Consider the following 23,491-nt stretch of genomic DNA (forward strand, 5'->3'; position numbering starts at 1 on the left):
ATCTTCTCATCCATGCGTCGCAACCTGACGGACATCGACTCACTGAAGGCCCTGGCCCACCCTCTGAGGCAGCAGATGTTCACCCACCTCAACCGCTTCGGCCCCGCCACCTCCGCCGACCTCGCCGCCAGTTTCGAGGCCGACCGCGGTGCCACCAGCTACCACCTGCGCCAACTCGAACGGTTCGGCTTCATCGAGGAGGACACCGACCGCTCCGCCGGCCGCCGCCGCTACTGGAAGGCGATCCCCCTCGACCTGCGCCTGCCCTACGGTGCCGAGGACCCGGAGATCGCCGCGGCCGCGGACGCGATCGGCCGCGGCTGGATGGAGCAGGCCCAGCGCGACCTGCACACCTACCTGGCCGACCGGGAGGCGTTCGGCGCTTTCGGCGAGGCCGCCATGCACTCGTTCAGCACCACCACCCTGACCGCCGACGAGTTGTCCCGATTCGCCGAGGAGTACGTCGCCTTCATCAGCCGCTGGCACCGGTACCCGGAAGAGGCCTCCGACGGAGCCCGCCCGATCACCGTGCTGTTCAACGCGTTCCCCACGCCGTCATGACCCCGCTCTGGCGCAACCGCGACTTCACCCTGCTCTGGAGCGGCCAGGTCCTCTCCAGCCTGGGCGCCGCGATCAGCAGCACGGCCACCCCGCTGCTGGTGCTGGCAACCACCGGTTCCCCACTGGACGCCGGGCTGGTCGGCGCGGCCGGCACCCTGCCGCACCTGATCGCGAACCTGCCGGCCGGCCCGCTCGTCGACCGCTGGAACCGCCGTCTCATCCTCCTGATCAGCGAACTCGTCGCCGCCGTGGCGGTGCTGAGCGTCCCGTTGGCGATCTGGTCCGGCCTGTTCAGCGTCGCCCAGTTGTGCGTGGTCGCCTTCGTGCAGGGACTGTGTTTCGTCTTCTTCGGACTGGCCCAGGACGCGGCCCTGCCGATGGTCGTCCCACCGGCACAGCTGGCGACCGCGATCGCCGCGAACGAGGCCCGCAGCCGCGGCGCGACACTGGCCGGCCCGCCGATCGGTGGCTTCCTGTTCGGACTGGACCGGGCCGCCCCGTTCCTCGTCGACGGCATCTCCTACCTGATCGCCGCCGTAGGGCTCCTCTTCCTCCGCCGTGACCTGCAGAAACCCGCCGAAGGTCCACCCGAGTCCCTGTGGCGGGCCGCCGTCACCGGCTTGCAGTACGTCTGGCAGGACTCCCTGATCCGCGTGTCGATCCTGCTCATCGCGGTCAGCAACCTGGTCTTCCAGGCGCTGATCCTGGTCCTGGTGGTGCTGGCCGGCGAACAGGGCGGCACAGCGTCGGACATCGGCCTGATGCTCGGCATCTACAGCGCCGGTGGTCTGCTGGGCGCGTTCGTTGCGGGCCGTCTGCACCGGATGGTGTCGTTCCGCACGGTGCTGGTGGGCATCAACTGGGTCTGGGCCGCCCTGCTCCCGTTGTTCCTGCTCACGACGGCCCCGTGGCAGATCGGCGTGATCGGCGCGCTGACCGCGTTCGTCGGCCCACTCTGGAACGTGGTGATCTTCACCTACGCCGGCGTCGCGGTTCCCAACGAACTCCTCGGCCGCGTCATGAGCGCCGCAGGCACTCTGACCTGGGGCGTCATGCCGATCGCCTCCCTTGCGGCAGGCCTCATGCTGACCTGGTCCGGCCCGACAGGTTCGTTGTGGTCCCTCTCCGCGATCATGCTCACCGCCGCGATCGCCGCAACCCTTTCCCCTTCGGTACGCCGTGCGCCGCCCCTGGACCACGCAAAAGGCGTCGACCCCGTCCCCACGGAGAAAGCCGAAGTCCCACAGTGATCACCGCTCCCCGCCCGGCTCCGAATCCGGTGATCGTCCCGCCGCCGGTGACCGATTCCGGTACTCGATACCGGCTTCGTGCCACCCGTCGCGCCGCCACAGCCGGTGGCCGCGCACCTCCGGAAGAGTAGCCGCCATGACACGGAACAGCCCGCGCTCCAGCGCCCTCCGCGCGCTCATGGCACTCACCCCGGCCCTGCTCGTCACGGGCATCGCCGTGGCGCTCGTCGGCGGCGGCCGGGCCAGCGAGGCCGCCGCGGGCGCGATGCCGACGGCGCAGTCCTCGGAGACGCCCGCGGGCGCCGTGTCCGCCACCGTTCCGAGCCCGGCCTGCCTCACCGACGACCTGGCCGGAACGGTCACCGGCCAGCCCGGTGGCGCCGCCCGGGAGGCGACGCTGAGCCTGACGAACACCGCGGACCACACGTGCGAGATCCACGGCTGGGCCGACGTTGCCCTGGTGACCCCACCCGGCGACGTGGTCCGGGTACCCACCCGCAAACTCGGCACCGCCGGCCCGGCGATCATCCTGGCCCCGGGCGCCGCCACCGAGTCCCGCCTCCAGTGGGACACCTGCACCGCCTCCGGGAAGGGTTGTGGCGTAGGGGTGACCTTCCAGTACATCGCCGACCCGGACTCCACCGGAGTGGCCGCCGACCTGGCCGACCTCCCCGAAGCCGACAACGAGGGCATCACCGTGAAGTCCCTCCGCATCTACCCTCTCCAGCCCGCCACCACCTGAGCCCGCGGCCGTGTGGGCAGCGACAGCGGCAGGGGCGGTCGCCACGATGGACACGACTCGGGCGGTGTCAGACGATGGCGGGACCGAAGGTGTCGGACATGGCGGCGACCCCGAGGCACAGCAGCGGCCCCGGGAAACTGTCGTCGACGTCGGTGAGGTCGTGCCACTGCTGAACCACCGGGTCCAGGGAGTGCCGGTGCAGCGACCGCAGTCCCGGATCGGGTACCTGGTGACCGGCGGTGCGGAGCATTCCAGCCACCGTGTCGAGCAGCCGCCGGACCGCGGCCGCGATGTTCCCGGGTGCCGCCTCCGGGCCGGGTAACCCGTGTTCGGTCACCCAGGCGGCGAGTTCGGGACCGGACACGACATGGTCGGCGACGCGGGTCCCGTAGGTCCGGCCGTACACGACCAGCGACGTCGTCTGCACGAGCACCTGGTGCACCGGGACCCGCCGGGGCAGGGCGATCACCGGATGTGTCGGTGCGAGCAGGATCGCGGCGCGCCGGGTCGCGGCCAGCCAGTAACCGTTGTCACCCGCCGCGACCTGGTCGGCGTACTCCCAGATGGTCGGCATCGGATGATCTTGGCGAGTCCCGGGCGGCCGGGCATCGGTCGTCGGGCCGGGCCTGGTGTCCCCCGAACGTGCGGGTTTCCGGTCACGATTAGTACATCTGATCTAATCATGGGGTATTGTGCGGGCCATGAGCATCGACAGCGGTGCAGATTCCCGTCCGCGCCTGACTGCCCGCCAGCTGCGCATCCTCGCAGTGATCGAGGATTCGGTCCGCGCGCGTGGCTACCCACCGACGGTCCGGGAGATCGGCGCAGCCGTCGGTCTCGTCTCCCCATCGTCCGTTTCCTACCAGCTCGGCGTCCTCGAGAGGCATGGCCTGATCCGCCGCCAGCCCAACAACTCCCGTGCCGTCGAGCTGTGCCGGCCACCGGCCGCCGACGGCGATCGCCGGCCGGATCTCGGCCGGGTGGTGACGATTCCCCTGCTGGGTGCGATCGCCGCGGGTGCGCCGATCCTGGCCGAGGAGCACGTCGAGGACCATTTGACCGTCTCGGCCGCGATGGTCGGCGGGGGCACGCTGTTCGCCCTCGACGTCAAGGGCGACTCGATGATCGACGCCGCGATCTGCGACGGTGATGTCGTCGTGATCCGCCAGCAGCCGGTCGCCGAGAACGGTGAGATCGTCGCCGCCCTGATCGGCGACGAGGCCACGGTCAAGGTCTTCCGCCGCCGCGACGGCCACACCGAGCTGCTCCCACGCAACCCGGCCTACCAGCCGATCCCCGCCGATGACGCCACCATCCTGGGCAAGGTCGTCTGCGTCCTCCGCCGCCTCTGACCACCCGACCCACCGGGACCGGCATGCGGCGTGGAGCACGTCAGGTGACGGCGGGCGTGCTGCTGCGGGGCGGGTGGGGGTGCGGGACGGGCGGGAAGGCTGGCGGGTGCGCCGGGTGGCCGTACCGGGAAAGGTCAGGAAGGCCACGCGCTGTGGAGCGAACCGACGCAGCCGGACGCCGGGCGGATCTCGATGCCGGAGGCGTCTGCCGTCACCGACGGGATGGCGGCGACCCGGCGGATGTCCTCGAGGCAGGCTTCGAAGGCGGGCCGGAAGGCCGCCGGATCGCTACCGGAACCCGCGGCCGGGGACGGTGCGGGGGCGGCGAAACGGGCCTCGACCGACTCCCAGGTGAACTGGCGTGCGTCGTCGAGATGCATGCCGATGTGGGTCAGCCACGCATAGACGTCGAGCGCCGTGCACGACTTCCGGCTCAGGGCCCGGACGACCTCGCTGTCGAGCGGCACCCACCGCAGCGCCGACTTGGCGAATTCGGCGTCCAGGGTGATGGCCGGCGGGTGTTCGGCGGACGAGTCGAGGAGGCCGCGGCCGTGGCGTCCGCGGGTGGAGACGAGGGTTCCGGTGGCGCCGGGGTGTTCGCCGATCCAGCCGTGGCGGAGGGTGCGCTGGAGCTGGCCCTGGAGTTCGGTGAACCAGCCGCCGCGGACGGTCTGTTCGGAGAGTGAGCCCAGGCCGGCCAGGAAACCGTAGATCCGGTGCGGGTGCAGGGTGATCGTGCGGGTGCGGCAGCGGAACGTCTCGGTGCACAGGAACATCACCAGGTGGCGGCCGAGGAGTCCGAAGGGGATGCCGGCGTAGCGGCTGAATTCGCCGTCGCCGAGGCCGGAACGCCAGCTGCCGATTCCGGGCCGGTAGTGCAGTTCGACGTCGCCGGGATCGGTGACCGGCAGGACCAGGTCGGCGTGCGCCGGTGGGTAGAGGATCGTCTCACCGGCGGGCCGCGTGCAGCCGTGGTGGCCGTCCGCCGCGTCGACGGTGATGTGCACGGCGACGTCGCCGTGCCGGAACGAGAGACTCACGACGACAGCAACGACTGATCATGAAGAATGTGTCAGGCCGCCAGCATGCTGTGGTCGTACCGCATCCACGTGCCTTTGCCCTCGTGTTTGGCCGCGTACATCGCCGTGTCGGCGGCGTGCAGCAGGGTCCGCAGGTCGTCGTCCTCTTCGGAGCTGGCCACGCCGATGCTGGCGTTCGCGCAGACCGGAGCCCCGTCGATCATGATGGGTTCGGTCAGTGCCTGCAGGATGCGCTGGGCGGTGCGTTCGGCGTCGCGGGAGTCGCAGTCGCGCAGCAGTACCGCGAACTCGTCGCCGCCGAGCCGGGCCGGCAGGTCGCCGACCCGGACCGAGGCGCGCATCTTCTCGGCCACCCCGGCGAGCAGGGCGTCGCCGGCGGCGTGCCCGAGCGTGTCGTTGACGCCCTTGAAGCCGTCGAGGTCGATGAGCAGCACCGACACGCTGCCGGGTTCCGCTTCGGCGAGGGTGGCGTCGACCTCCTCGCGGAAGTGGGTGCGGTTGGCGAGTCCGGTGAGGTCGTCGAAGAGTGCCTGCCGCCGTAGCCGGGTCTCGTGTTCGCGCAACTCGGTGAGGGTGGTGTCGAGCTGGGCGATGAGCTTCTTGTTGTCGTGGAAGGCGAGGAGTTGCCGGGCCACGACGAGGCCGACGATCACGCCGAGGCCGCCGACGGTGCCCCACAGGCGGGCGTCCTTGTCCTCGTTCTGCGAGAGCATCACGATCATGACGGAGAAGACGACCAGGATCGAGCCGTACGGCAGGAGGCTGTACGGTTTGCGGCGCCGGGACCCGAACGCGTACTGATCGAACTGCGCGATGATCTCCTGGACCCGTGGGCCGACGGCGATGAACAGCGACGGCAGGAACCGGATGGCGTAGGCGTAGGCCGGCAGCGATCCCTCGGCCTCGGGCGCGGCGAACAGGCCGGCCGCATTGACGACGGCCGCGACGATCAGTGGGACGGCCGCGTGCCGGTGCATCGGCGCGTTGCCGCTGAGGATCATCTTGACCGCGGCGAAGGCGGAGGTGAGCACGACCGCGGCACCGAACAGTGCGCCGACCAGGTTGGTCTCGCGGTCCTCCGAGTTGATCGCGAAGCACCAGGCCACGACCGCGCCGCCGACCAGGACGGTGGCCGAGTCGAGCCAGAAGGCGAGGCGTTCCTTGCCGCTGCGCCCGGCGTGCGGATGGATCAGCATGCCGATCACGATGAGGCTGAGGCCGATCCCGAAACAGGCCGACTGGACGGTGCCGCCCGCGGTCGACCACTGGTCGCGTTCCCAGTAGGAGGTGACGGTCTGGACGGTGTCACCGATGGTGAACAACGTCCCGGCGATAGCCATGAACCGCCAGAATCGCCGGATGGCACCGGTGGCTATCCGGAAGACCCGCCATGAGGAATAGGCGAGGAGCGCGTCCAGCGGGACCTGGAAGGTCCAGAAGACGTTGACCTGGGTGTCCGGGTGACCGTGAAGGATGAAGAACAGTGCGGTCCCCAGTAGGGTCCACGCCGAGGCCACGGCGAGCACCGGGTCGTGCCGTATCGATCCGCTCCCCATCACTCAGGGACTATCGGCGTCCCGTGCCCGGGTCTGAGGAAATCGACAGGCGACAGCGGGCGTCGCTCACCGTCGGGTGATCTTCGTCCTCGATTACGCCCCGTGGTCTTGACATGGTTGCCCGCCCTCCGCCACTGTGCCTCACTGACCTGCTGTTTTCCGTCACCGGGAAGGAGTTGCCGCACATGGAGCTGCATCCGGACGATCACGAAGAGTTACTGAAAGGTGGCTCGGTTCTCGAGGAGTGGCGCCGTAGTGACCACGCCTTCGAGGTGGCCGAGGAGCTGATGCGGATGCACGGCGGCACGGTCCCGATGAGCGACCTGCTGTGGCTGGGCGCCGAGTCGTTCCTGCCCCGCCCGTGGAAGGCCGGCCGCGCCCCCGAGCCGATCGAGGCCGCTGTCGAGGTCTACAACCGCTGGCGCAGGCTGGAGCAGCTGCGGCTGAAGCGCCGTCAGAGGGCCGGCGAGGACGCGGTGTAGCCGAGCGCCGCCGCGGCCGTCGTCTCGGCGGTCCAGCAGGCGTGCGGGAGATCGCCGACCGGAACGGCGGGCGCCAGGGCGTAGCCCTGGGCGTAGTCACAGCCCATCTCGCACAGCTGGAGCAGCGCCGCCGGGTTCTCCACGCCCTCGGCCACCACTTCGAGCCCGAGGTTGTGCCCGAGGTCGATCGAGGTGCGGACCATCACCTCGTCCGGCGTGCCGGGGGTGAGGTTCCCGACGAAGATCGGGTCGATCTTGAGCTCGTCGGCCGGCACGTCCCGCAGCTGCAGCAACGAGCTGAACCCGGTGCCGAAGTCGTCGACCGACACCGTGACGCCGCTGCCGCTGATCCGGCGCAGGGTGTCCAGTGCGGTCCCGGAGTCGGCCATGATGCCGGTCTCGGTCAGTTCCAGGCGGAGCATCTCCGGTGGCAGCCCGGCCGCGCCGATCATCGCGAGCACGATCTCGGCGAAGTTCTCGTCAGCCAGTGCGCCCGGTGACACGTTGAACGACACCCGGCCCCGCCAGCCGGAGGCCAGCCAGCTCGCCGCCTCGCGGGCGACCACGGCCAGCAGGTGATAGGTGAGCGCGACCTCCACGCCGCCGCGCTCGGCCACCGGCAGCAGGGCGTCCGGCATGATCAGCCCGCGTTCCGGGTGGTGCCAGCGGACCAGCGCCTCGACGCCGGTGACCCGGCAGTCCCGCAGGCGCAGCTGCGGCTGGTAGTAGAGCTGCAGCCGGCCCTCCGGATCGCCGGTCTCCAGCAGGACCCGCAGGTCGGCGAGGACTTGCAGCCGGTCGTCCGGCTGTTCGGCGTCGGTGCCCGGGTCGTACACCGTGACGCCGCCGCCGTGCCGTTTCGCCCGGTACATCGCGGCGTCGGCGTGCCGGAACAGCTCGTCGGGGTCGCCGGGACCGTCGGCCGGGCTGAGCGCGACGCCGAGGCTGCCGCTGATCGCCGCCGGCCGGTCGTCGAGGACGAAGTCCCGGTTGAGTTCGGCGACGAGCCGGTCGGCCAGGGTGGTCGCCTCGGCCAGGCCGGTCACCCGGGGCAGCAGGACCGCGAACTCGTCGCCACCGAGCCGGGCCACCACCTGCGGGGCGTGGACGTGCCCGGACAGCCGCCGTCCGGCCTCGATCAGGACCTGGTCGCCGGCGTGGTGGCCGATCGTGTCGTTGACGGCCTTGAACCCGTCCAGGTCGATCACCATCAGCGCGACCTGCCCGTCCCCGCCGCGGGCCAGGGCCTTCTTCAGGTCCCGCTGGAAGAGCGCCCGGTTCGGCAGCCCGGTCAGCGCGTCGTGCAGGGCCTGACGACGGCTGTCGGCGGCCTGGGCGACGAGCCGGCGCTGGTAGCCGAGCACCATCCGCATGATCATCGCAACCAGTGTCAGGCCCACGCCGAAACCGATCGAGGTGCCGACCAGCAGCCGTCCCTGCGTCTGCCCGAGCGCGGTGACCTGCTGCTGGGCGTACTCGTGGTAGGCCCGTGACACCTCGTCCACGTCGTTCTGCAGCAGGTAGAACGCCGGCGTCACCTGGAGCCGGTCGAACGCCATGAAGTCCGGGTCGCTGTCCGCGACCTTCGCGATCAGGTCGTCGGCCAGCTCGTGATACGCGTGTTGCCCGGCAAGCAGACGCTTCGCGTCCTCCCGGGCGCGATCACCGGAGGTGGCGATGATGTCGGTGAGGTTCCGCTCCGCCTCGGCCGCGATCTGATCGAATCTTCCGCGTACGGCCACCGACGGCTCGACCTGGTAGTGCCGCAGGTTCACCTCCTGCATGGCGACGGCGATCCGTGCCTCGGTGAACTTCATGTCCACGATCAGGGCGTCGCTCTGCAGGTCGGTCGCGCGAGTGGTGTTGATCGTGCCCTGGAGCACGTAACCGGCGAGCGCCAGCAGGACCACGGCCAGCGCCGCCGTCATCAGCAGGCTGCGACCCCGGCCACGCATGCGCCCCAACACACCCTGTTTGTCGGCAGCCGGATCACGTGTTCAAGGAAACCGGTTCAGGTTTGCCGCGTACCCGTCGATCGGGACCGGTGAGACCACCGATCGGAGTCGCTCGTGCCTGGCCCCAGAGTCACCGCCGCCCTGACCGCCGTCCTCCTGCTGGCCGGGTTGTCCGCCTGCGGCGAGGAGGAGGACGCCCCGCAGACGGCCACGTCCGCGGTGGCCGACCCCATCCGGATCGGCGGTCTCATGCCGATCAGCGGCCGCAACAGCTATTCCGGTGAGGCGATGCTGCACGCCGCCGAACTCGCGGTGAGCGAGACCAACGCCGCCGGCGGGGTGCTCGGCCGGCAGGTGGAGCTGGTCGCCGAGGACGACGCCTGCGATCCCGGAACGGCGGTCACCGCGGCCCAGGCCGTGATCAAGAAGGACATCGCGGCTTTCGTCGGCGGCTACTGCAGCAGCGCCATGGTGCCCACCCTGAAGATCTTCAACGACGCCGGCATCCCGATGATCATCGCGCTGGCCAACTCGACGGACCTGCTCGAACCCGGCTACGACACGGTGTTCCTGATCTGCGGCACGGTCGGTGCCGAGGCCGAGTTCGCCGTCGACTGGATGAAGAAGATCGGCGGGAAACGGCTGTCGGTGGTCCACGACGGCACCAGCTTCCCGGTCACCCTGGCCGACTCCACGGTCGCGCGGGCGCAGAAGACCGGCGCGCTCAAGGTGGTGAGCGAGCTGAAACTGAGCCAGGGCGCCGCCGACTACCGCCGGACCGCGCTCTCGATCATCGCCGGCAAGGCCGACGTCGTCTACTACACCGGCTACTACGGTGAGGCCAACCAGCTGATCAAGGACCTGCGAGCCGAGGGCTACGCCGGCAAGGTCGTCGTCGGGGACGGCGCCACCGACGGGCCGCTGCTCGCCGACCTCTCCGCGACCGAGAGCCGCGACGTGTACGGGACCGCGATGCTCGTTCCCGAGTTCATGCCCGAGTTGCGGGACTGGTCGCGGCGGTACGAGGCCGTCTACGGCACGGCGCCCGGGCCGTCGACCGCCGAGTCCTACGATGCCGTGATGCTGGCGATCGACGCGATCAAGCGGGCCGGCAGCACCGACCGCCAGGCCATCCGGACCGCCCTGACCAACTCCGACTACCTCGGGCTGTCCGGGAAGGTGGTCTTCAAGGACGACGGCACCCGGACCGTCCCGAAGTTCCTCCTGCTCAAGGCGGAGGGCAAGAAGTTCGTCCTGGAGTCGTAGCGGGCTGCCCGCAAGATTTCGTTGACGTTACTCGATGCCTGGCCTACGGTGGCGAGGAAAGCGCTTTCCCCCAGCGCAATCCCCATCGGTAGGTAGGAGAGTGGTATGCGTAGGCGTACCTTCCTTGGCATGTCCTCCGGCCTCGGCATCGTGGCCACCGGCATGGTGTCCGCACCGGCCTCGGCCGGCTGGCGGCGCCCGGATCTGACCGTCGCCGCCGACGGCAGCGGCGACCACAGCGGGATCCAGGCCGCGATCGACGCCGCACCCGCCGGGGCGACCGAGCAGTTCGTCATCGGGGTCCGCCCCGGCACCTACCTCGGCCAGGTGATCGTCCCGTCGAGCAAGCCGCTGATCGAGCTGCGCGGCCTGGGCCGCCGCCCGCAGGACGTGGTGATCGCCGACGACCGGGCCAACGGCACCGCCAAGCCGGGCGGCGGCACCTGGGGCACCTCGGGCAGCGCGTCGGTGACCGTGGACGGTGCCGGTTTCCGGGCCTCGAACCTGACCTTCGCCAACCTGTTCGACGAGGCGGCGCACCCGGAGATCACCAACCGGCAGGCGGTCGCCGTGCTGACCCGCGCCGACCGGCTCGTCTTCGAGCGGGTGCGCTTCCTCGCCAATCAGGACACCCTCTACGTCAACAGCAGCGCCGCCGGCGTGATCGCCCGGGTCTACCTGCGCGACTGCTACGTGGAGGGCGACGTCGACTTCATCTTCGGGCGGGCCACCGCGGTGTTCGACCGCTGCCGTATCCATTCGCTGAACCGGGGGACCACCCCGAACGGGTACGTCACCGCCCCGAGCACCGACATCACCAACCCGCACGGGTTGCTCTTCGACCACTGCCGGTTCACCTCCGACGCCCCGGCCGGGACGGTCTTCCTCGGCCGCCCGTGGCATCCGAGCAACGACCCGAACGCGATCGGCCAGACGGTCATCCGCCAGTCGTGGATCGGCACCCACATCCCCGATGTCGCCTGGAGCGACTTCGGCACCTGGCCGTGGGAGGAGGCCCGGTTCGCCGAGTACCGCAACTACGGCCCCGGCGCCCTGGTCTCGGAGAACCGTCCACAACTGACCGACGAGCAGGCCGCATCCAGCACCCTCGAGGCGTTCCTGCGCGGTTCGGACGGGTGGCGGCCGGACGGCTGTTAGAAAGCGGACCCAGACGCCCGTGCGGGTGACGACGGGAGGCCGGGGCCGGGAGGGCCACATATTCTCGGCCCGTGCCGGTCTCTCGTAAACGCAAGAAGTCCAGGTCCGCCACCGCCGTCCGGGCCGAGCGCCGTCGTGCGCACACCCGGCAGGTCCGGATGGCGCAGACGGTGCGGGAGGTCGCCGCGAGCTGGGCGGAGGGCCAGGCCCAGCGGATCGGGCTGGCCCGGCCGTACGCCGTGGAGCTCGCCGCACAGCTGACGGCGTCACCGAAGAACGGCACCGCACTCGAGGACGAACTGTGCGAGCGGCTCGGCCCGCTGCTGGCGGACCTCGGCGACCGGCCCGTCGAGGAGTACGTGGGGCCCGACCACCTGGTCGCGGCGCTGGCCGACGCGCTGATCGAGGCCGGTGACGACGAGCCGAGCCGCCGGGTCCTGGCCGCGCTGGCCGCGATCCTGCCGTCGCAGCTGGTGGACCGGACCGGTGTGGAGCCGCCCGGCCCGATTCTGGCCGGCGAGGTCCGCTGGACCCGGGACCGCTACGGCAGCCGTTTCGCCGTGGCCGCTCCGTTCGCGACGCCGGAGGGCCCGATCCGCTGGTACCTGTGGGACGTCGACGCCTGCGCCTTCGCCCCGCTGACCGTGCACGCCGGCTTCTACGCCTCGCCGGAGGAGGCGCTGGCCGCCTGGCAGGTCGGGGCCGGTGCGTTCGCGGCCGGCGGCACGTCGTGGCGCCGGGTCGACGACTCGGGCCTGCTGGCCGACCTGCTCCCGGCGCCGGAGGAGGTCGCGGCGCTGGGCGGGGAGTCAGCCGGGCAGTTCACCGAGTACCACCGTTCCCGCCGGCTGGCCGAGGTGCTGCGGGACCTGCCGCCGGTGCTGAAGCTGGACGTGCCGGAGACCGCGCTCGACCTGGGCCCGGACCGGTTCGTGACGTGGTGGCGCAAGCGTGCCGAAGGCCCCGAGCCGGCCGACCTGGAGGCGCTGGCCGCGGACATGTTCGACTCCTGGCCCGCGCTCGCCCCCGCGCTGTTCGACACCTGCTCACCGCACCGGGTGGAGTCGGTGTCGCATCAGATCCGCGACGAGTACCGCGAGGACGCCGACGAGTTGCTCGCACTCCTGCCGGCCTGGGTGGCGTGGCTGTCCGAGCGCACCGGCCTGCCGCCGGAACTACGTCAACGGGCCCTGGCCCGGGTCGGCGGCGCGACGGTGCACGACGACAACCTCATGCGGCTGGTCGCCGAGTAGGCGGCTGGTTGCCGAGTAGGCGGCTGGTTGCCGAGGGGTCAGCGGTCGCTGCCCGTGACCGGCCCGAACAGCCGTTGCGCCTGCTCGGCCAGCAGCGCCACGAACTTGCCGGTCGCCCGGACCAGGATCGTGCCGGGATCGTCCACGGTGGCGATGGTGCCGGTCGCGGTGACCACCCGGTTCTCCACGGTGACCACCTGGGCGGTCAGTCGCAGCGGGGTGTAGAGCGGCACCGGCTGCCGATAGCCGGTGTCGAGCTGCACCGTCATGCCGGGCCGGCCCGAGACGGTGACCGCGTACCCCAGCATCTGGTCGAGAAGCATCGCGCTGACGCCGCCGTGCGCGAAACTCGGCGGCCCCTCGAAGGCCCGGCCCAGCGAGCACGTGCCGACCGCGACGTCGCCCTCCCGGTGGATCTCCAGCGGCGGGGCGAAGGCGCTGCCCAGCCCGGTGACCGGGTTGTAGAGGCGCACCCCGCCGAGCAGGTCGTCGGCGGCCGCGGTCTCGAAGCGGCCCCGCACCCGCTCGCCGAGGGGTGCCGCCGCCTGCCGGATCAGCTCGGCCGCCCGGAGCAGTTCCGCGGTGGGCGCCTCGGTCGCCGTCGCCTGTTCGATCAGCAGGCGCAGCGCGTCGCCCAGGCCGGTGATGGCCTCCCGGCGGTGCTGCAGACCATGGCCGTTCTCGATCTCGCTCACAGCAACAGGCTGCTATACGCGGCGGCATCGGACCTAGTGAATCTCATCACACTGCTATAACCTGTTCTAGTTATTGCGGAGGGGTAAACGACACGGCGGATGGGGATGCCATGGCGGTCACCGTGGAGTACGACGTGGTCGTGGTGGGTGCCGGCGCCGCCGGCATGACGGCCGCGCTGACGACGGCCCGCTCCGGGCTGAACACGGTTCTCATCGAAAAAGCGTCTGTCTACGGTGGATCCGCGGCCCGCTCGGGCTCCGGGATCTGGGTGCCCAACAACGACGTGCTGCTCGCCGCCGGGGTCCCCGACACCTACGCCAAGGCCGACACCTACCTGGCCGCCGTGGTCGGGCCCGAGGTCCCCGCGGCGCGCCGGCAGGCCTTCCTCACGTACGGCCCACGCGCCATCACCTACCTCCAGAAGTGGACGCCGCTGCGGTTCGCGTGGATGGAGGGCTATCCCGACTACTATCCCGAGCTGTCCGGCGGCATGCCCAACGGCCGCTCGATCGAGCCGCGCGCCCTGGACGCCAACATCCTCGGTGACGAGCTGGCCCACCTCAACGGCCCCTACCAGGCCAGCCCGGCCGGGACCGTGGTCTACACGGTCGACTACAAATGGCTGTCCCTCGTCGCCCGCCACCCGCGCGGCCTGGCCGTGGCCACCGAGATCGTCTGGCGTTACCTCCAGGCCGCCGCCCAGGGGCAGAAGCCGATCACCATGGGCCAGGCGCTCGCCGGTGGCCTGCGGGCCGGGCTGATCGCGGCCGGCGTGCCGGTCTGGCTGGACACCCCGCTGCTCGACCTGCACGTGGAGAACGGCCGGGTGGCCGGAGTGCTGGCCCGTCACGACGGCGCCGAGACCCTGGTCCGGGCCCGCCGCGCGGTGGTGATCGCCAGCGGCGGCTTCGAGCACAACGAGCGGATGCGCAAGCAGTACCAGGCCGAGCCGATCGGGGTCGACTGGACGATCGGTGCCGACTCCAACACCGGCGACGGCATCGAGGCGGGGGAGCGGGCCGGCGCCGCCCTCGGCCTGATGGACGACGCGTGGTGGGGGCCGATGATCCCGCTGCCCGGCGAACCGTGGTTCTGCCTGTCCGAGCGGACGCTGCCCGGCACCGTCTTCGTCAACCAGGCCGGCAGGCGGTTCGTCAACGAGGCCGCGCCCTACAGCGACGTCGTGCACACCATGTACGCCAAGGGCCACGTCCCCTGCTGGATGATCACCGACCAGGACTACCGCAACCGGTACCTGTTCAAGGATCTGTCCCCGATGCTGCCCTACCCCGACGACTGGTACTCGTCGGGCGCCCTGGTCAAGGACTGGACCCTTGCCGGGCTGGCCGCGAAGATCGGCGTGCCGGCGGCGGCCCTGAGCGCCACGATCAGCCGGTTCAACGGGCAGGCCCGGGCCGGCCGGGACCCGGACTTCCGACGTGGCGACAGTGCCTACGACGCCTACTTCGCCGACCCGACGAACCTGCCGAGCCCCTGCCTCGCGCCGATCTGGCTGCCGCCGTACTACGCCTTCAAGATCGTCCCCGGTGACCTGGGCACCAAGGGTGGCCTCGTCACCGACGCCCGCGCCCGCGTCGTGCGGCCGGACGGCACGGTGATCGCCGGGCTCTACGCGGCCGGCAACGCCAGCTCCGCCGTCATGGGCCACAGCTACGCCGGTGCCGGATCGACCCTCGGACCGGCGATGACCTTCGGCCACCTGGCCGGCCTCGACATCGCCGGCCTCTGACCGTCCCCGTTCAACAGGAGGAGTCATCATGCCCAAGGTGAGCGTCTCGGCGAACTCAGCGGCCGAGCCCGACAAGGTGTGGCAGGTCATCACCGACCTGCCCCGGACCCCCGAGTGGAACAGCATGCACCAGGGATTCACCGGTGACCTGCCGGCCGCGGTGACCGAGGGGGCCACGTACAAGCAGAAGGTCAAGCTGATGGGCATGCCCGCCGAGATGGCCTGGAAGGTCGTCACCGCGGACGCCCCCCGCCACTTCGAGACCGCCGGCGACGGCCCGATGGGCGTCAAGGCCAAGAATCGCTTCCTCATCGAACCCGACGGCACCGGCTCGAAGATCACCTACGAGATGGAGTTCGCCGGACCGGCCCTGAACGGGCCGATGGCCGCCATGCTGGAGAAGCAGGCCGGCCCCGCCGCCAAGCAGGCCCTGGAGAAGCTGAACGCCCTGGTTGCCTGACCCCCGGCGAATCGCGTGGCGGCCCCGGGCCGCCACGCGATTGATCAGTGCAGCAGCAGGCGGGTGGCCAGCTCCAGGTGGTTGACCACGTCGTTGGCCGAGGCCCGGCGGGTCACCCAGGCCACCAGGTTGGACAGCCACACGTCGCCGATCACGCGCGCCTTGGCCCGGTCGTCGGCCGTCGGCTCGACGTCGTCGCCCTCGTGCATCGCGCGGGTGAACATCTCCTCCATCAGCCGCGCCACCGCGTTGACCTCGGCGGACGCCGACGGGTCGGCGAACATGAAGGCCCGCGTCATGGCCTCGGCCAGCAGCGGTTCCCGCTGCATGGCCCGCGTCATCCGGCCGAGGACGAAGATCATGCGGTCGTACGGCGTATCGCCCGGAATGGGTTTGCGCCCGAGCTTCTCCTGGATCGACTCGAACTCGGACGCGAGCGCCGACACGAGCAGGTGGATCTTCGACGGGAAGTAGCGGTAGAGCGTGCCCAGGGCGACCCCGGCCCGCTCCGCGACGGTGCGCATCTGCACCGCGTCATAGCCGCCCTTGGACGCCAGCGCCAGCGTCGCCTCGAGGATCCGCCGGCGTCGGTCGCGCTGCGCCGCCGAACCCTGCTCGACCTCAGCGCCCGCGAGAGCGCTGCGCGTGGTGGTACTCGTTCTCGCTGCTGCAGTGCCCGTTTTGACAGCCATGGTCGCCCCTTCCCGGTGAATCAAGCCTAGCAACGTCGCGTTGCGTCTCTGTGTCGCCCGGTGGTGGCGAGCGCAAACTGAAACATGTTCTAATCTGCTCATGGATTTCCGGCTGGACGAGACGCAGGAGGCGATCGCCCGTCTGGCGGCCGAGGTGCTCGACGGATCGGACAAACCGTGGGCCGCCCTGGGCCAGGCCGGGCTCCTCACCCTCGCCGTCCCGGAGCGTCTCGGCGGGGCCGGGCTCGGCGCGCTGGAGACGACCCTGGTGCTGACCGAGATCGGCCGGCGCGCGATCGACGTCCCGGCGCTGCACCACCTCGCCCTCGGCGTGCTCACCGTCGCGCGCTGGGGCAGCGAGACCCAGCAGGACGAGCTGCTGACCGGCCGCACCCTCGGCGCCGCCGTCGCCGAGCCCGGCGACCCGCTGCCGGCCGCACCCCGCACCACCGTCGCCCCAGACGGGACCGTCACCGGGGTGAAGACCGGCGTGACCGGTGCGGACCGTCTGCTGGTGACGGTCGCCGGCCCGGCCGTCGTGATCGTCGACCCGGCCGCCCCGGGCGCCACCCTGGCCGACGGCATCCTGTACCTGAACCGCGCCCCGGCCGAGCCCCTGGGCGGCGAAGCACCCGGCGCGGCGGTGAGCGGCGCGGCGGCGGGCGGCGCCGCCTCAACGGGTGCGGACTGCCACGCCGACCTGCACCGGCACGCGATCGCCGGTGCCTGTGCGCTCGGTGACGGTGCTCTCGCCGGGGCCCTCGCGCTCACTGCCGGCCATGTGCGGACGCGGGAGCAGTTCGGGAAGCCGCTGGCCACCTTCCAGGCCGTCGCGCAGCAGGTCGCCGACGTCTACGTGGCCTCCCGCACCCTGCATCTGGCCGTGACCAGCGCGGTCTGGCGGCTCGGCACCGACCGCGACGCCGACGACGACCTCGACATCGCCGCGCAGTGGCTGACCGCCGAGGCCCCGCCGGCCGCCCGCACCTGTCACCACCTGCACGGCGGCCTCGGGCTGTCGGCCGACTACCCGTTGCACCGGCACACCGCGCTGATCCGGGACCTGGTCCGGTTCCTCGGCGGCGGCGAGCACCGGCTGACCGTCCTGGGGGAGCGCCTGTGTTCATCGAACTGACCGCCGATCAGCGGCGGCTGCGGGACGAGCTCCGGTCGTACCTCCGCATGATCCTGACGCCCGCGGAGCGAGGCGTGCTGCTGCGGGAGAGACATGGCGCCGCCTTCCGCGACCTGGTGGCCCGCCTCGGCCGCGACGGGTGGCTGGGGCTGGGATTCCCCGAGGAGTACGGCGGACGCGGCCTCGGCCCGGCCGAGCAGCAGATCTTCGTGAACGAGGCGGCCCGTGCCGACGTGCCGCTGCCCGCCGTGACGCTGCAGACGGTCGCGCCGACACTGCTGGCGCACGGGTCCGAGGACCAGCGCCGCGAGTTCCTGCCCCGGATCCTGGCCGGTGAGCTGCACTTCGCGATCGGCTACACCGAACCGGAAGCCGGCACCGATCTCGCCGCGCTGCGGACCCGGGCGGTGCGGCGCGGCGACGAGTACGTGGTCGACGGGCAGAAGACGTTCACCACCGGCGCCCACGAGGCCGACTTCCTGTGGCTGGCCTGCCGGACCGACCCGTCGGCACAGCGGCACCGCGGGCTGTCGATCCTGATCGTGGACACGGGCGATCCGGGGTACTCGTGGACGCCGATCATCACCTGCGACGGGACCCATCACGTCAACGCGACCTATCTCAGCGGGGTTCGGGTGCCGGTCGCGCGGCGGGTCGGCGGCGAGGGCGACGGGTGGCGGCTCATCACCACCCAGCTGAACCACGAGCGCGTGATGCTCGGTCCGGCCGGGCGGATGGGGGCCCTGTTCGATCGGGTGCGCGATTGGGCGTACGCCGCCGGGGTCGAGAAGAACGCGGACGTCCGCCGCGCCCTGGCCCGCACGCACGCCGCACGCCGCGTGAACGAGCTGCTCAACTGGCAGGTCGCCGGGGACGCGCCGAGCCCCGCGGACGCCTCGGCGACGAAGGTCTTCTCGTCCGAGCGGCTGCTGCGGCTCGGGCAGGAACTGTCCGAGGTGGTCGCCCGTCACGGTGATCCGGGTGATCCGGCGACGGCGGAACTGCTCGACTGGCTCGACGTGCACGAGCGGCGTGACCTGGTCCTGACGTTCGGCGGCGGCGTCAACGAGATCCAGCGGGAGATCATCGCGAGCGCGGGCCTGGGCCTGCCGAGAGTGCCGAGGTAGGTAGCGGATGATCACGGAAGAGGCCCGGCGGCTGATCGATGCGGGGGAGACGGCGCCGAAGCCGGGGCGGGATCCGGTCAACCTGCCGATGATCCGGTCCTGGCTGGAGGCGATGGGGGACGCGAATCCGGTCTACGAGAGCGAGTCGATCGCGCCGCCCGCGATGATCCAGGTCTGGACGATGCGCGGTCTGACTCCGACGTCACTCGACGACCCACTCCAAGCAGTGTCTGATTTATGCGAAAAATCAGGATTTGGTGCGGTGGTGGCCACGGACTCCGACCAGACGTATCACCGCTGTCTCCGGGTCGGAGAACAGGTTACCGTCCGCAGCCGCCTCGAGTCGGTGACCGGCCCCAAGCGGACAGCGCTGGGCGAAGGCTGGTTCATCACCACCGCGACCCGGTGGCTGGTCGGGGACGAGACAGTCGCTGAGATGAAATTTCGGATATTACGGTACCGGCCGGAGCCGCGAGCCGAAACGCCCCGCCCCGAGCCGATCCGCCCGGTGATCACCGCCGACAGCGCCTTCTTCTGGGACGGCATCACCGCCGGAGAACTGCGCCTGCAACGCTGCGGCGAATGCGGACGACTGCGCCACCCACCCGGCCCGGCCTGCCCTGCCTGCGGTTCCTTCAAGCAGGAGCACATCGTCTCGCCGGGGGTCGGCACGTTGCACAGTTACACCGTCCATCATCATCCGGCGATACCCGGGAGGCGGGCCCCGTACATCATCGGGCTGGTCGATCTTGCCGAAGGCGTCCGGATGGTCGCCGAATACCGCGGCCCGCGACCGGAGATCGGCGACCCGGTCCGCGTCGGCTTCGACGGCGGCCTGCCGGTCTGGCGCCCCGACGTGCCCACCCTCGGCCCGTGGGAACTGCACGTCACCCCCACTCTGATCGTCAGCACGGCACTGGCGACCCGCGACTTCCAGAACGTCCACCACGACCGCGACGCCGCCGTCCGCCTCGGCGGCACCGACATCTTCGTCAACATCCTGACCACCACCGGCCTGGTCCAGCGCTTCGTCACCGACCGTCTCGGCCCGGCGATCAAGATCAAAGGCATCAGGATCCGATTGGGTACGCCGTGCCTCGCCTACGACACCCTGACCTTCACCGGCCAGGTGTTCGGCGAACGGGTCGACGTGACCGGCCGGACCGCGAACGGTGTGCACGTCACCGGATCCGTGGAGCTGGGGCCGCTCGACGGCGCGCGCCTCTCCGGGAACGGCGCGGTGGCCTCGTGACCGCCGCGATCGCCGGGATCGGGGCCACCGAGTTCTCCAAGGATTCCGGCCGCAGCGAGCTCCGCCTCGCCGTCGAGGCCATCCGGGCCGCCCTCGACGACGCCGGCCTGCGCCCCGCCGACGTCTCCGGGCTGGTCACCTTCACGATGGACAACAACAGCGAGATCGCCGTCGCGCGGGAGCTCGGCATCCGCGAGCTGACGTTCCTGACCCGGATCGGGTACGGCGGAGGCGCCGCGTGCGCGGTCGTGCAACAGGCGGTCCTCGCCGTCGACGCGGGCCTCGCCGACGTGGTGGTCTGCTACCGCGCCCTCAACGAGCGCTCCGGCCGCCGTTTCGGTCAGGCCCACGCGTCCCCCGACCCCGACACGGCCTGGCACGCGCCGATGGGCCTGGCCACCCCGGCCGCGCAGGTCGCCATGGTGGCCCAGCGCTACCTGCACGACTCGGGCGCGAGCCCCGACGACTTCGGCCGGGTGTCGGTCGCGGCCCGCCGGCATGCCGCGACCAACCCGCACGCGTGGTTCCACGGCCGCCCGATCACCCTCGACGACCACCGCGCGTCCCGGTGGATCGCCGAACCGTTGCGGCTGCTCGACTGCTGTCAGGAGAGCGACGGCGCGGTCGCCGTGGTCGTCACGTCGCTGGAGCGGGCCCGTGATCTGGCCCGGCCGCCCGCGGTGGTGGCCGCGTCGGCGCAGGGGAGCGGGCCGGGTCAGTATGTGATGACCAGCTACTACCGCCCGCAGATGGGTGCCCTGCCGGAGATGGGGGTGGTGGCCCGGCAGCTGTGGCAGCGCTCCGGCTACCGGCCTGACGACATCCGGACCGCCGTGTTGTACGACCACTTCACCCCGTACGTCCTCCTGCAGTTGGAGGAGCTGGGTTTCTGTGGCCGGGGTGAGGCCCGGCACCTGATCGCCGACGGCGGGATCGAGCTCGGCGGGCGGCTGCCGGTGAACCCGCACGGCGGGCAGCTGGGGGAGGCCTACATCCACGGCATGAACGGCGTCACCGAGGCGGTCCGGCAGATCCGCGGCACCGCGGCCAATCAGGTGCCCGGTGACGGCCCGGTGCTGGTCACCGCGGGAACCGGCGTTCCGACGAGCGGACTGGTCCTCGCCCCTAGTCTATGATTCATGAGGTTTGTCCTATTTATGGCGCTGATCCTGCTCGCCGGCTGCACCTCCCACGAGGCCGAGCCGGCTCCCACTCCGTCAGCGTCATCGACATCCGCGTTGCCGGAGGCGGAAGGGCCGGCCGGCAACCTGGCGAGCGCCGGCAAGGACGCCGACTGGGACACCTTCGTCCTGCCGTGCGAGGACAAGACGAAGGAACCGACCATCCAGCAGGTGGTGACCGCCGACATCACCGGAGACGGCATCGCCGACGCGCTCGTAGTCCGTGCCTGCGACAACTCGACAGTCGAGGTCTTCGACGGCTCGTCCCCGGCGCGGCGGCCCTGGCGGATCGATCAGCCACTGCTCAGCAGCCCGACAGCCGAGCTGCGCCGCCCGTGGGTCACCGGACTGGAGGTGGCGTCACGGGAGATCATCATCAAGGCCAACGGGCACGCCATCGACGACCACGGCACCTGCCGGAAGGACCGGCTCACGTTCGCCTTCACCCTCGTCGGCACCGACTTCACCCAGCTCCGGCTGGAGAACGACCCGGCCGGCAAGTGTCTGCCGGCCGGGTGACCGGACTCAGTCCTTCGTCTTGCCCTCGACGACCGGGTGCTCGCCGTTGACCTTGGTGCCGCCCAGCCGGGCCAGCAGCCCGGTCAGGTCGATACCGGTCAGGTCGGTGCCGATCTGCAGACCCTGCGCCACGTTGCCGGCCACCGACTTGGTCAGCGACGTCGCGCCGTCGGTCGAGATGACGGTCAGCTTGTCGACGTTGCCGAGCGGGGCACTGGCCGCCTCGACGACCTGCGGCAGCACCTTCACCAGCAGGTCGATGACGGCCGCGTCGCCGTACGCCGCGAACGCCTCGGCCTTCCTGGCCATCGCCTCCGCCTCGGCCTGGCCCTTCGCGAGGATCGCCGCGGCCTCGGCCGAGCCCTCCCGCTCGATCGCCTCGGCGATGGCGGTACGGCGCCGCTGCTCCGCCTCACCCTCCTTGGCGCCCTCGATCGCGTGCGCCTCGGCCAGCGCGGCACGCCGGGCCCGCTCGCCCTCACCGGTCAGACGGGCCTGCTCGGCCTGCGCCTGCGCGCCGGCGATGGTGGCCTGCCGCTGTGCGTCGGCGTGCAGAACCGCGGCGCTACGGGCCGCCTCGGCCTCCTGCTCCACCCGGTACCGGGCCGCGTCCGCCGGCTTGCGCACCTCGGTGTCCAGCTGACGCTGCTTGAGTTCGGCGTTCTGCTCGGCCACCTTCTGCTGCTCGGCCAGGATCTTCTGGTCCCGCTCGGCCTGCGCCAGCGGACCGGCCGCCGCCGACTGGGCCTTCGCCGCGTCGATCTCGGCCTGGATCCCGGCCTGCTTCAGCGCCAGGTTCCGGTTCGCCTCGGCGATCGCCTCCTCGGCCAGCAGCCGCTCCTGCTCGGCGGCCTGCCGTGCCCGGGCCTCGGCGATGGCCGCGTCCTTGAGCACACGTGCCGCCTCCGGACGGCCCAGATCCTGCAGGTACGACCCCTCGGCCAGGATGTCCTGCAGCTGGAACGTGTCGAGCACCAGACCCTGGTTGGTCATCGAGTGCTCGGCCTCCTCCGCGACCGCGCTGGCGAACGCCGCCCGGTCCCGGATGATCTCCTCGATGGTGAGCCGGCCGACGATCGACCGCAGCGCGCCGGCCAGGACCTCCCGGGTGAAGTCCTCGATCTCCGACTGCTGGTGCAGGAACCGCTGGGCGGCCGCGCGGATCGCGTCCTCGGTGCCGCCGACCTTCACGATCGCCACACCGTGCAGCTCGGCGCGGATGCCCTGCTTGGACACCGCGCCCTTGATGCCGACGTCGATCCGCCGGCTCGACAGGTCCAGCGACTGGAGCTTCTGCACGACCGGCAGCACGAACACCGACGCACCCATGACGACCTTCTGCCCCGACATGTCGGTGCTGCTGCTGCCGTCCAGACCCTGGGTCGTCTTGCCCTTGCGGCCGGTGATGATGAACGCCTCGTTCGGCCCGGCCACCTTGATCCGCGAGAGGACGAAAACGACGAGCAGCACGACCAGCAGCACGCCGCCACCGATCGCGATCAACAATCCAGACATTCAGACCTTCCCGGTTTCTTCCACTACGACACTGGTATCGCTGGGTGCCTCGATCACGAAGATCTGTGCCCCGGCGGGGATGGCCCGGTCGGCGCGCGCGTTGAGTTTCACCGGCTGTCCGCCCAGCCGGATCCGCACCTCGCCGTAACCCGAACCGGCCGGCACCGGCGTGACGACCACGCCGATCGAACCGACCAGATGCTGCCTCTGCGGTGTCGCGTCGGTGCGCATGTTCCGCGCCGCACGCGACAGGCGCCACGCGATCCAGGCGGCGGGCACGGCGGCCAGCGCGCCGACAGCCGCCGCGGCGACGATCATTGCGGGGGTACGGGCGGCGAGCAGCTCGGCCGCGGCGGCACCGGCGAACCCGAACGCCCCGATGAAACCGGCCGCCACCTCGGTCGACACCGGCCCGCCCGCCTCCGGATGGCCGAGGTGCAGGAGCTCGCCGCCGATCAGCGCCAGAGCCAGGACCGCCACGGCCACGCCACCGATCACCAGGAACACCACGGTCGCGGTCAGCACGTCACCCTCTTCAGTTCCGGGCCG

General features: G+C 71.1%; 23 protein-coding genes and 1 pseudogene. 16 read left to right on the plus strand and 8 right to left on the minus strand.

Annotation, left to right across the window (positions count from 1 at the left end):
* Window positions 1-12 precede the first annotated feature (12 nt).
* The 3 genes from ACFO0C_RS29550 to ACFO0C_RS29560 all read left to right on the plus strand — a co-directional run bounded on the left by ACFO0C_RS29550 (window position 13) and on the right by ACFO0C_RS29560 (window position 2,553).
* Window positions 13-561 carry an ArsR/SmtB family transcription factor gene (locus tag ACFO0C_RS29550; RefSeq protein WP_378069995.1) on the plus strand — a complete coding sequence of 183 codons (549 nt, stop codon included), beginning with the start codon at window positions 13-15 and terminating at the stop codon, window positions 559-561.
* On the plus strand, window positions 558-1,811 hold the full coding sequence (locus ACFO0C_RS29555) for an MFS transporter (RefSeq protein WP_378069996.1): 1,254 nt from the start codon (window positions 558-560) through the stop codon (window positions 1,809-1,811). The genes ACFO0C_RS29550 and ACFO0C_RS29555 overlap by 4 nt, the downstream gene beginning before the upstream one ends.
* A gap of 136 nt (window positions 1,812-1,947) precedes the next feature.
* On the plus strand, window positions 1,948-2,553 hold the full coding sequence (locus ACFO0C_RS29560; RefSeq protein ID WP_378069997.1) for a DUF4232 domain-containing protein: 606 nt from the start codon (window positions 1,948-1,950) through the stop codon (window positions 2,551-2,553).
* Between the two features lie 67 nt (window positions 2,554-2,620).
* Here ACFO0C_RS29560 and ACFO0C_RS29565 read toward each other — a convergent pair whose 3' ends face one another.
* Window positions 2,621-3,127, minus strand: a complete 507-nt coding sequence (locus tag ACFO0C_RS29565) for a hypothetical protein (RefSeq protein WP_378069998.1) — start codon at window positions 3,125-3,127, stop codon at window positions 2,621-2,623.
* A 127-nt stretch (window positions 3,128-3,254) separates the two neighbouring features.
* Here ACFO0C_RS29565 and lexA point away from each other — a divergent pair, with 127 nt between their 5' ends.
* Window positions 3,255-3,905 carry a transcriptional repressor LexA gene (lexA, locus tag ACFO0C_RS29570; protein WP_378069999.1) on the plus strand — a complete coding sequence of 217 codons (651 nt, stop codon included), beginning with the start codon at window positions 3,255-3,257 and terminating at the stop codon, window positions 3,903-3,905.
* Between the two features lie 134 nt (window positions 3,906-4,039).
* Here lexA and ACFO0C_RS29575 read toward each other — a convergent pair whose 3' ends face one another.
* Both ACFO0C_RS29575 and ACFO0C_RS29580 read right to left on the minus strand, forming a co-directional pair.
* Window positions 4,040-4,945 carry a hypothetical protein gene (locus tag ACFO0C_RS29575; RefSeq protein ID WP_378070000.1) on the minus strand — a complete coding sequence of 302 codons (906 nt, stop codon included), beginning with the start codon at window positions 4,943-4,945 and terminating at the stop codon, window positions 4,040-4,042.
* Window positions 4,946-4,977: 32 nt separating this feature from the next.
* Window positions 4,978-6,501 (minus strand): diguanylate cyclase domain-containing protein, encoded by a 1,524-nt coding sequence (locus ACFO0C_RS29580; RefSeq protein WP_378070486.1) that lies wholly within the window; start codon window positions 6,499-6,501, stop codon window positions 4,978-4,980.
* 185 nt (window positions 6,502-6,686) lie between these two features.
* Between ACFO0C_RS29580 and ACFO0C_RS29585 the strand changes: the two genes are divergently transcribed.
* Window positions 6,687-6,983: a hypothetical protein gene (locus tag ACFO0C_RS29585; protein ID WP_378070001.1), complete on the plus strand. Its 297-nt coding sequence runs from the start codon at window positions 6,687-6,689 to the stop codon at window positions 6,981-6,983.
* Here ACFO0C_RS29585 and ACFO0C_RS29590 read toward each other — a convergent pair.
* The gene (locus ACFO0C_RS29590) at window positions 6,956-8,938 is read right to left on the minus strand and encodes a putative bifunctional diguanylate cyclase/phosphodiesterase (protein WP_378070002.1); all 1,983 of its coding nucleotides are present in this window, start codon (window positions 8,936-8,938) and stop codon (window positions 6,956-6,958) included. The two genes, ACFO0C_RS29585 and ACFO0C_RS29590, sit on opposite strands and share 28 nt — an antisense overlap.
* A gap of 114 nt (window positions 8,939-9,052) precedes the next feature.
* Between ACFO0C_RS29590 and ACFO0C_RS29595 the strand changes: the two genes are divergently transcribed.
* The 3 genes from ACFO0C_RS29595 to ACFO0C_RS29605 all read left to right on the plus strand — a co-directional run bounded on the left by ACFO0C_RS29595 (window position 9,053) and on the right by ACFO0C_RS29605 (window position 12,615).
* Complete coding sequence (locus ACFO0C_RS29595; protein ID WP_378070003.1) at window positions 9,053-10,204, plus strand: branched-chain amino acid ABC transporter substrate-binding protein; 1,152 nt, start codon at window positions 9,053-9,055, stop codon at window positions 10,202-10,204.
* A gap of 129 nt (window positions 10,205-10,333) precedes the next feature.
* Window positions 10,334-11,362, plus strand: coding sequence for a pectinesterase family protein (locus ACFO0C_RS29600; protein WP_378070004.1), 1,029 nt, complete (start codon window positions 10,334-10,336; stop codon window positions 11,360-11,362).
* Between the two features lie 71 nt (window positions 11,363-11,433).
* On the plus strand, window positions 11,434-12,615 hold the full coding sequence (locus ACFO0C_RS29605; protein ID WP_378070005.1) for a hypothetical protein: 1,182 nt from the start codon (window positions 11,434-11,436) through the stop codon (window positions 12,613-12,615).
* A gap of 38 nt (window positions 12,616-12,653) precedes the next feature.
* On the opposite strand, the gene ACFO0C_RS29610 is transcribed toward ACFO0C_RS29605, so the two are convergent.
* A complete protein-coding gene (locus tag ACFO0C_RS29610; protein ID WP_378070006.1) occupies window positions 12,654-13,310 on the minus strand; it encodes a PaaI family thioesterase in 657 nt (218 codons plus the stop codon).
* Window positions 13,311-13,420: 110 nt separating this feature from the next.
* On the opposite strand from ACFO0C_RS29610, the gene kstD reads away from it, so the two are divergent.
* Entirely contained in the window at window positions 13,421-15,061 is a 1,641-nt protein-coding gene (kstD, locus tag ACFO0C_RS29615) for a 3-oxosteroid 1-dehydrogenase (protein ID WP_378070007.1), read from the plus strand.
* Window positions 15,062-15,089: 28 nt separating this feature from the next.
* Window positions 15,090-15,521 carry a type II toxin-antitoxin system Rv0910 family toxin gene (locus ACFO0C_RS29620; RefSeq protein ID WP_378070008.1) on the plus strand — a complete coding sequence of 144 codons (432 nt, stop codon included), beginning with the start codon at window positions 15,090-15,092 and terminating at the stop codon, window positions 15,519-15,521.
* A 44-nt stretch (window positions 15,522-15,565) separates the two neighbouring features.
* Here the strand turns inward: ACFO0C_RS29620 and kstR are convergent, their stop codons facing one another.
* Complete coding sequence (kstR, locus tag ACFO0C_RS29625) at window positions 15,566-16,213, minus strand: cholesterol catabolism transcriptional regulator KstR (protein ID WP_378070009.1); 648 nt, start codon at window positions 16,211-16,213, stop codon at window positions 15,566-15,568.
* Between the two features lie 94 nt (window positions 16,214-16,307).
* Between kstR and ACFO0C_RS29630 the strand changes: the two genes are divergently transcribed.
* The 6 genes and pseudogenes from ACFO0C_RS29630 to ACFO0C_RS29655 all read left to right on the plus strand — a co-directional run bounded on the left by ACFO0C_RS29630 (window position 16,308) and on the right by ACFO0C_RS29655 (window position 21,427).
* The gene (locus tag ACFO0C_RS29630; protein WP_378070487.1) at window positions 16,308-17,348 is read left to right on the plus strand and encodes an acyl-CoA dehydrogenase family protein; all 1,041 of its coding nucleotides are present in this window, start codon (window positions 16,308-16,310) and stop codon (window positions 17,346-17,348) included.
* Window positions 17,333-18,475, plus strand: coding sequence for an acyl-CoA dehydrogenase family protein (locus ACFO0C_RS29635; protein ID WP_378070010.1), 1,143 nt, complete (start codon window positions 17,333-17,335; stop codon window positions 18,473-18,475). Before ACFO0C_RS29630 ends, ACFO0C_RS29635 begins: the two co-directional genes overlap by 16 nt.
* Before the next feature lie 7 nt (window positions 18,476-18,482).
* Window positions 18,483-19,325, plus strand: a pseudogene (locus tag ACFO0C_RS29640) (bifunctional MaoC family dehydratase N-terminal/OB-fold nucleic acid binding domain-containing protein); the annotation flags it as partial.
* Window positions 19,326-19,331: 6 nt separating this feature from the next.
* Window positions 19,332-19,727: an acyl dehydratase gene (locus ACFO0C_RS29645; protein WP_378070488.1), complete on the plus strand. Its 396-nt coding sequence runs from the start codon at window positions 19,332-19,334 to the stop codon at window positions 19,725-19,727.
* Entirely contained in the window at window positions 19,724-20,863 is a 1,140-nt protein-coding gene (locus ACFO0C_RS29650) for a lipid-transfer protein (protein ID WP_378070011.1), read from the plus strand. The genes ACFO0C_RS29645 and ACFO0C_RS29650 overlap by 4 nt, the downstream gene beginning before the upstream one ends.
* Before the next feature lie 3 nt (window positions 20,864-20,866).
* The gene (locus tag ACFO0C_RS29655; protein ID WP_378070012.1) at window positions 20,867-21,427 is read left to right on the plus strand and encodes a hypothetical protein; all 561 of its coding nucleotides are present in this window, start codon (window positions 20,867-20,869) and stop codon (window positions 21,425-21,427) included.
* A 6-nt stretch (window positions 21,428-21,433) separates the two neighbouring features.
* On the opposite strand, the gene ACFO0C_RS29660 is transcribed toward ACFO0C_RS29655, so the two are convergent.
* Both ACFO0C_RS29660 and ACFO0C_RS29665 read right to left on the minus strand, forming a co-directional pair.
* A complete protein-coding gene (locus ACFO0C_RS29660; protein WP_378070013.1) occupies window positions 21,434-22,942 on the minus strand; it encodes a flotillin family protein in 1,509 nt (502 codons plus the stop codon).
* Window positions 22,943-23,467: an NfeD family protein gene (locus ACFO0C_RS29665; RefSeq protein WP_378070014.1), complete on the minus strand. Its 525-nt coding sequence runs from the start codon at window positions 23,465-23,467 to the stop codon at window positions 22,943-22,945.
* Window positions 23,468-23,491: the final 24 nt, after the last annotated feature.

This window comes from Actinoplanes subglobosus (assembly GCF_042650585.1).
In the GTDB taxonomy this organism is placed as follows: Bacteria; Actinomycetota; Actinomycetes; order Mycobacteriales; family Micromonosporaceae; genus Actinoplanes; species Actinoplanes subglobosus.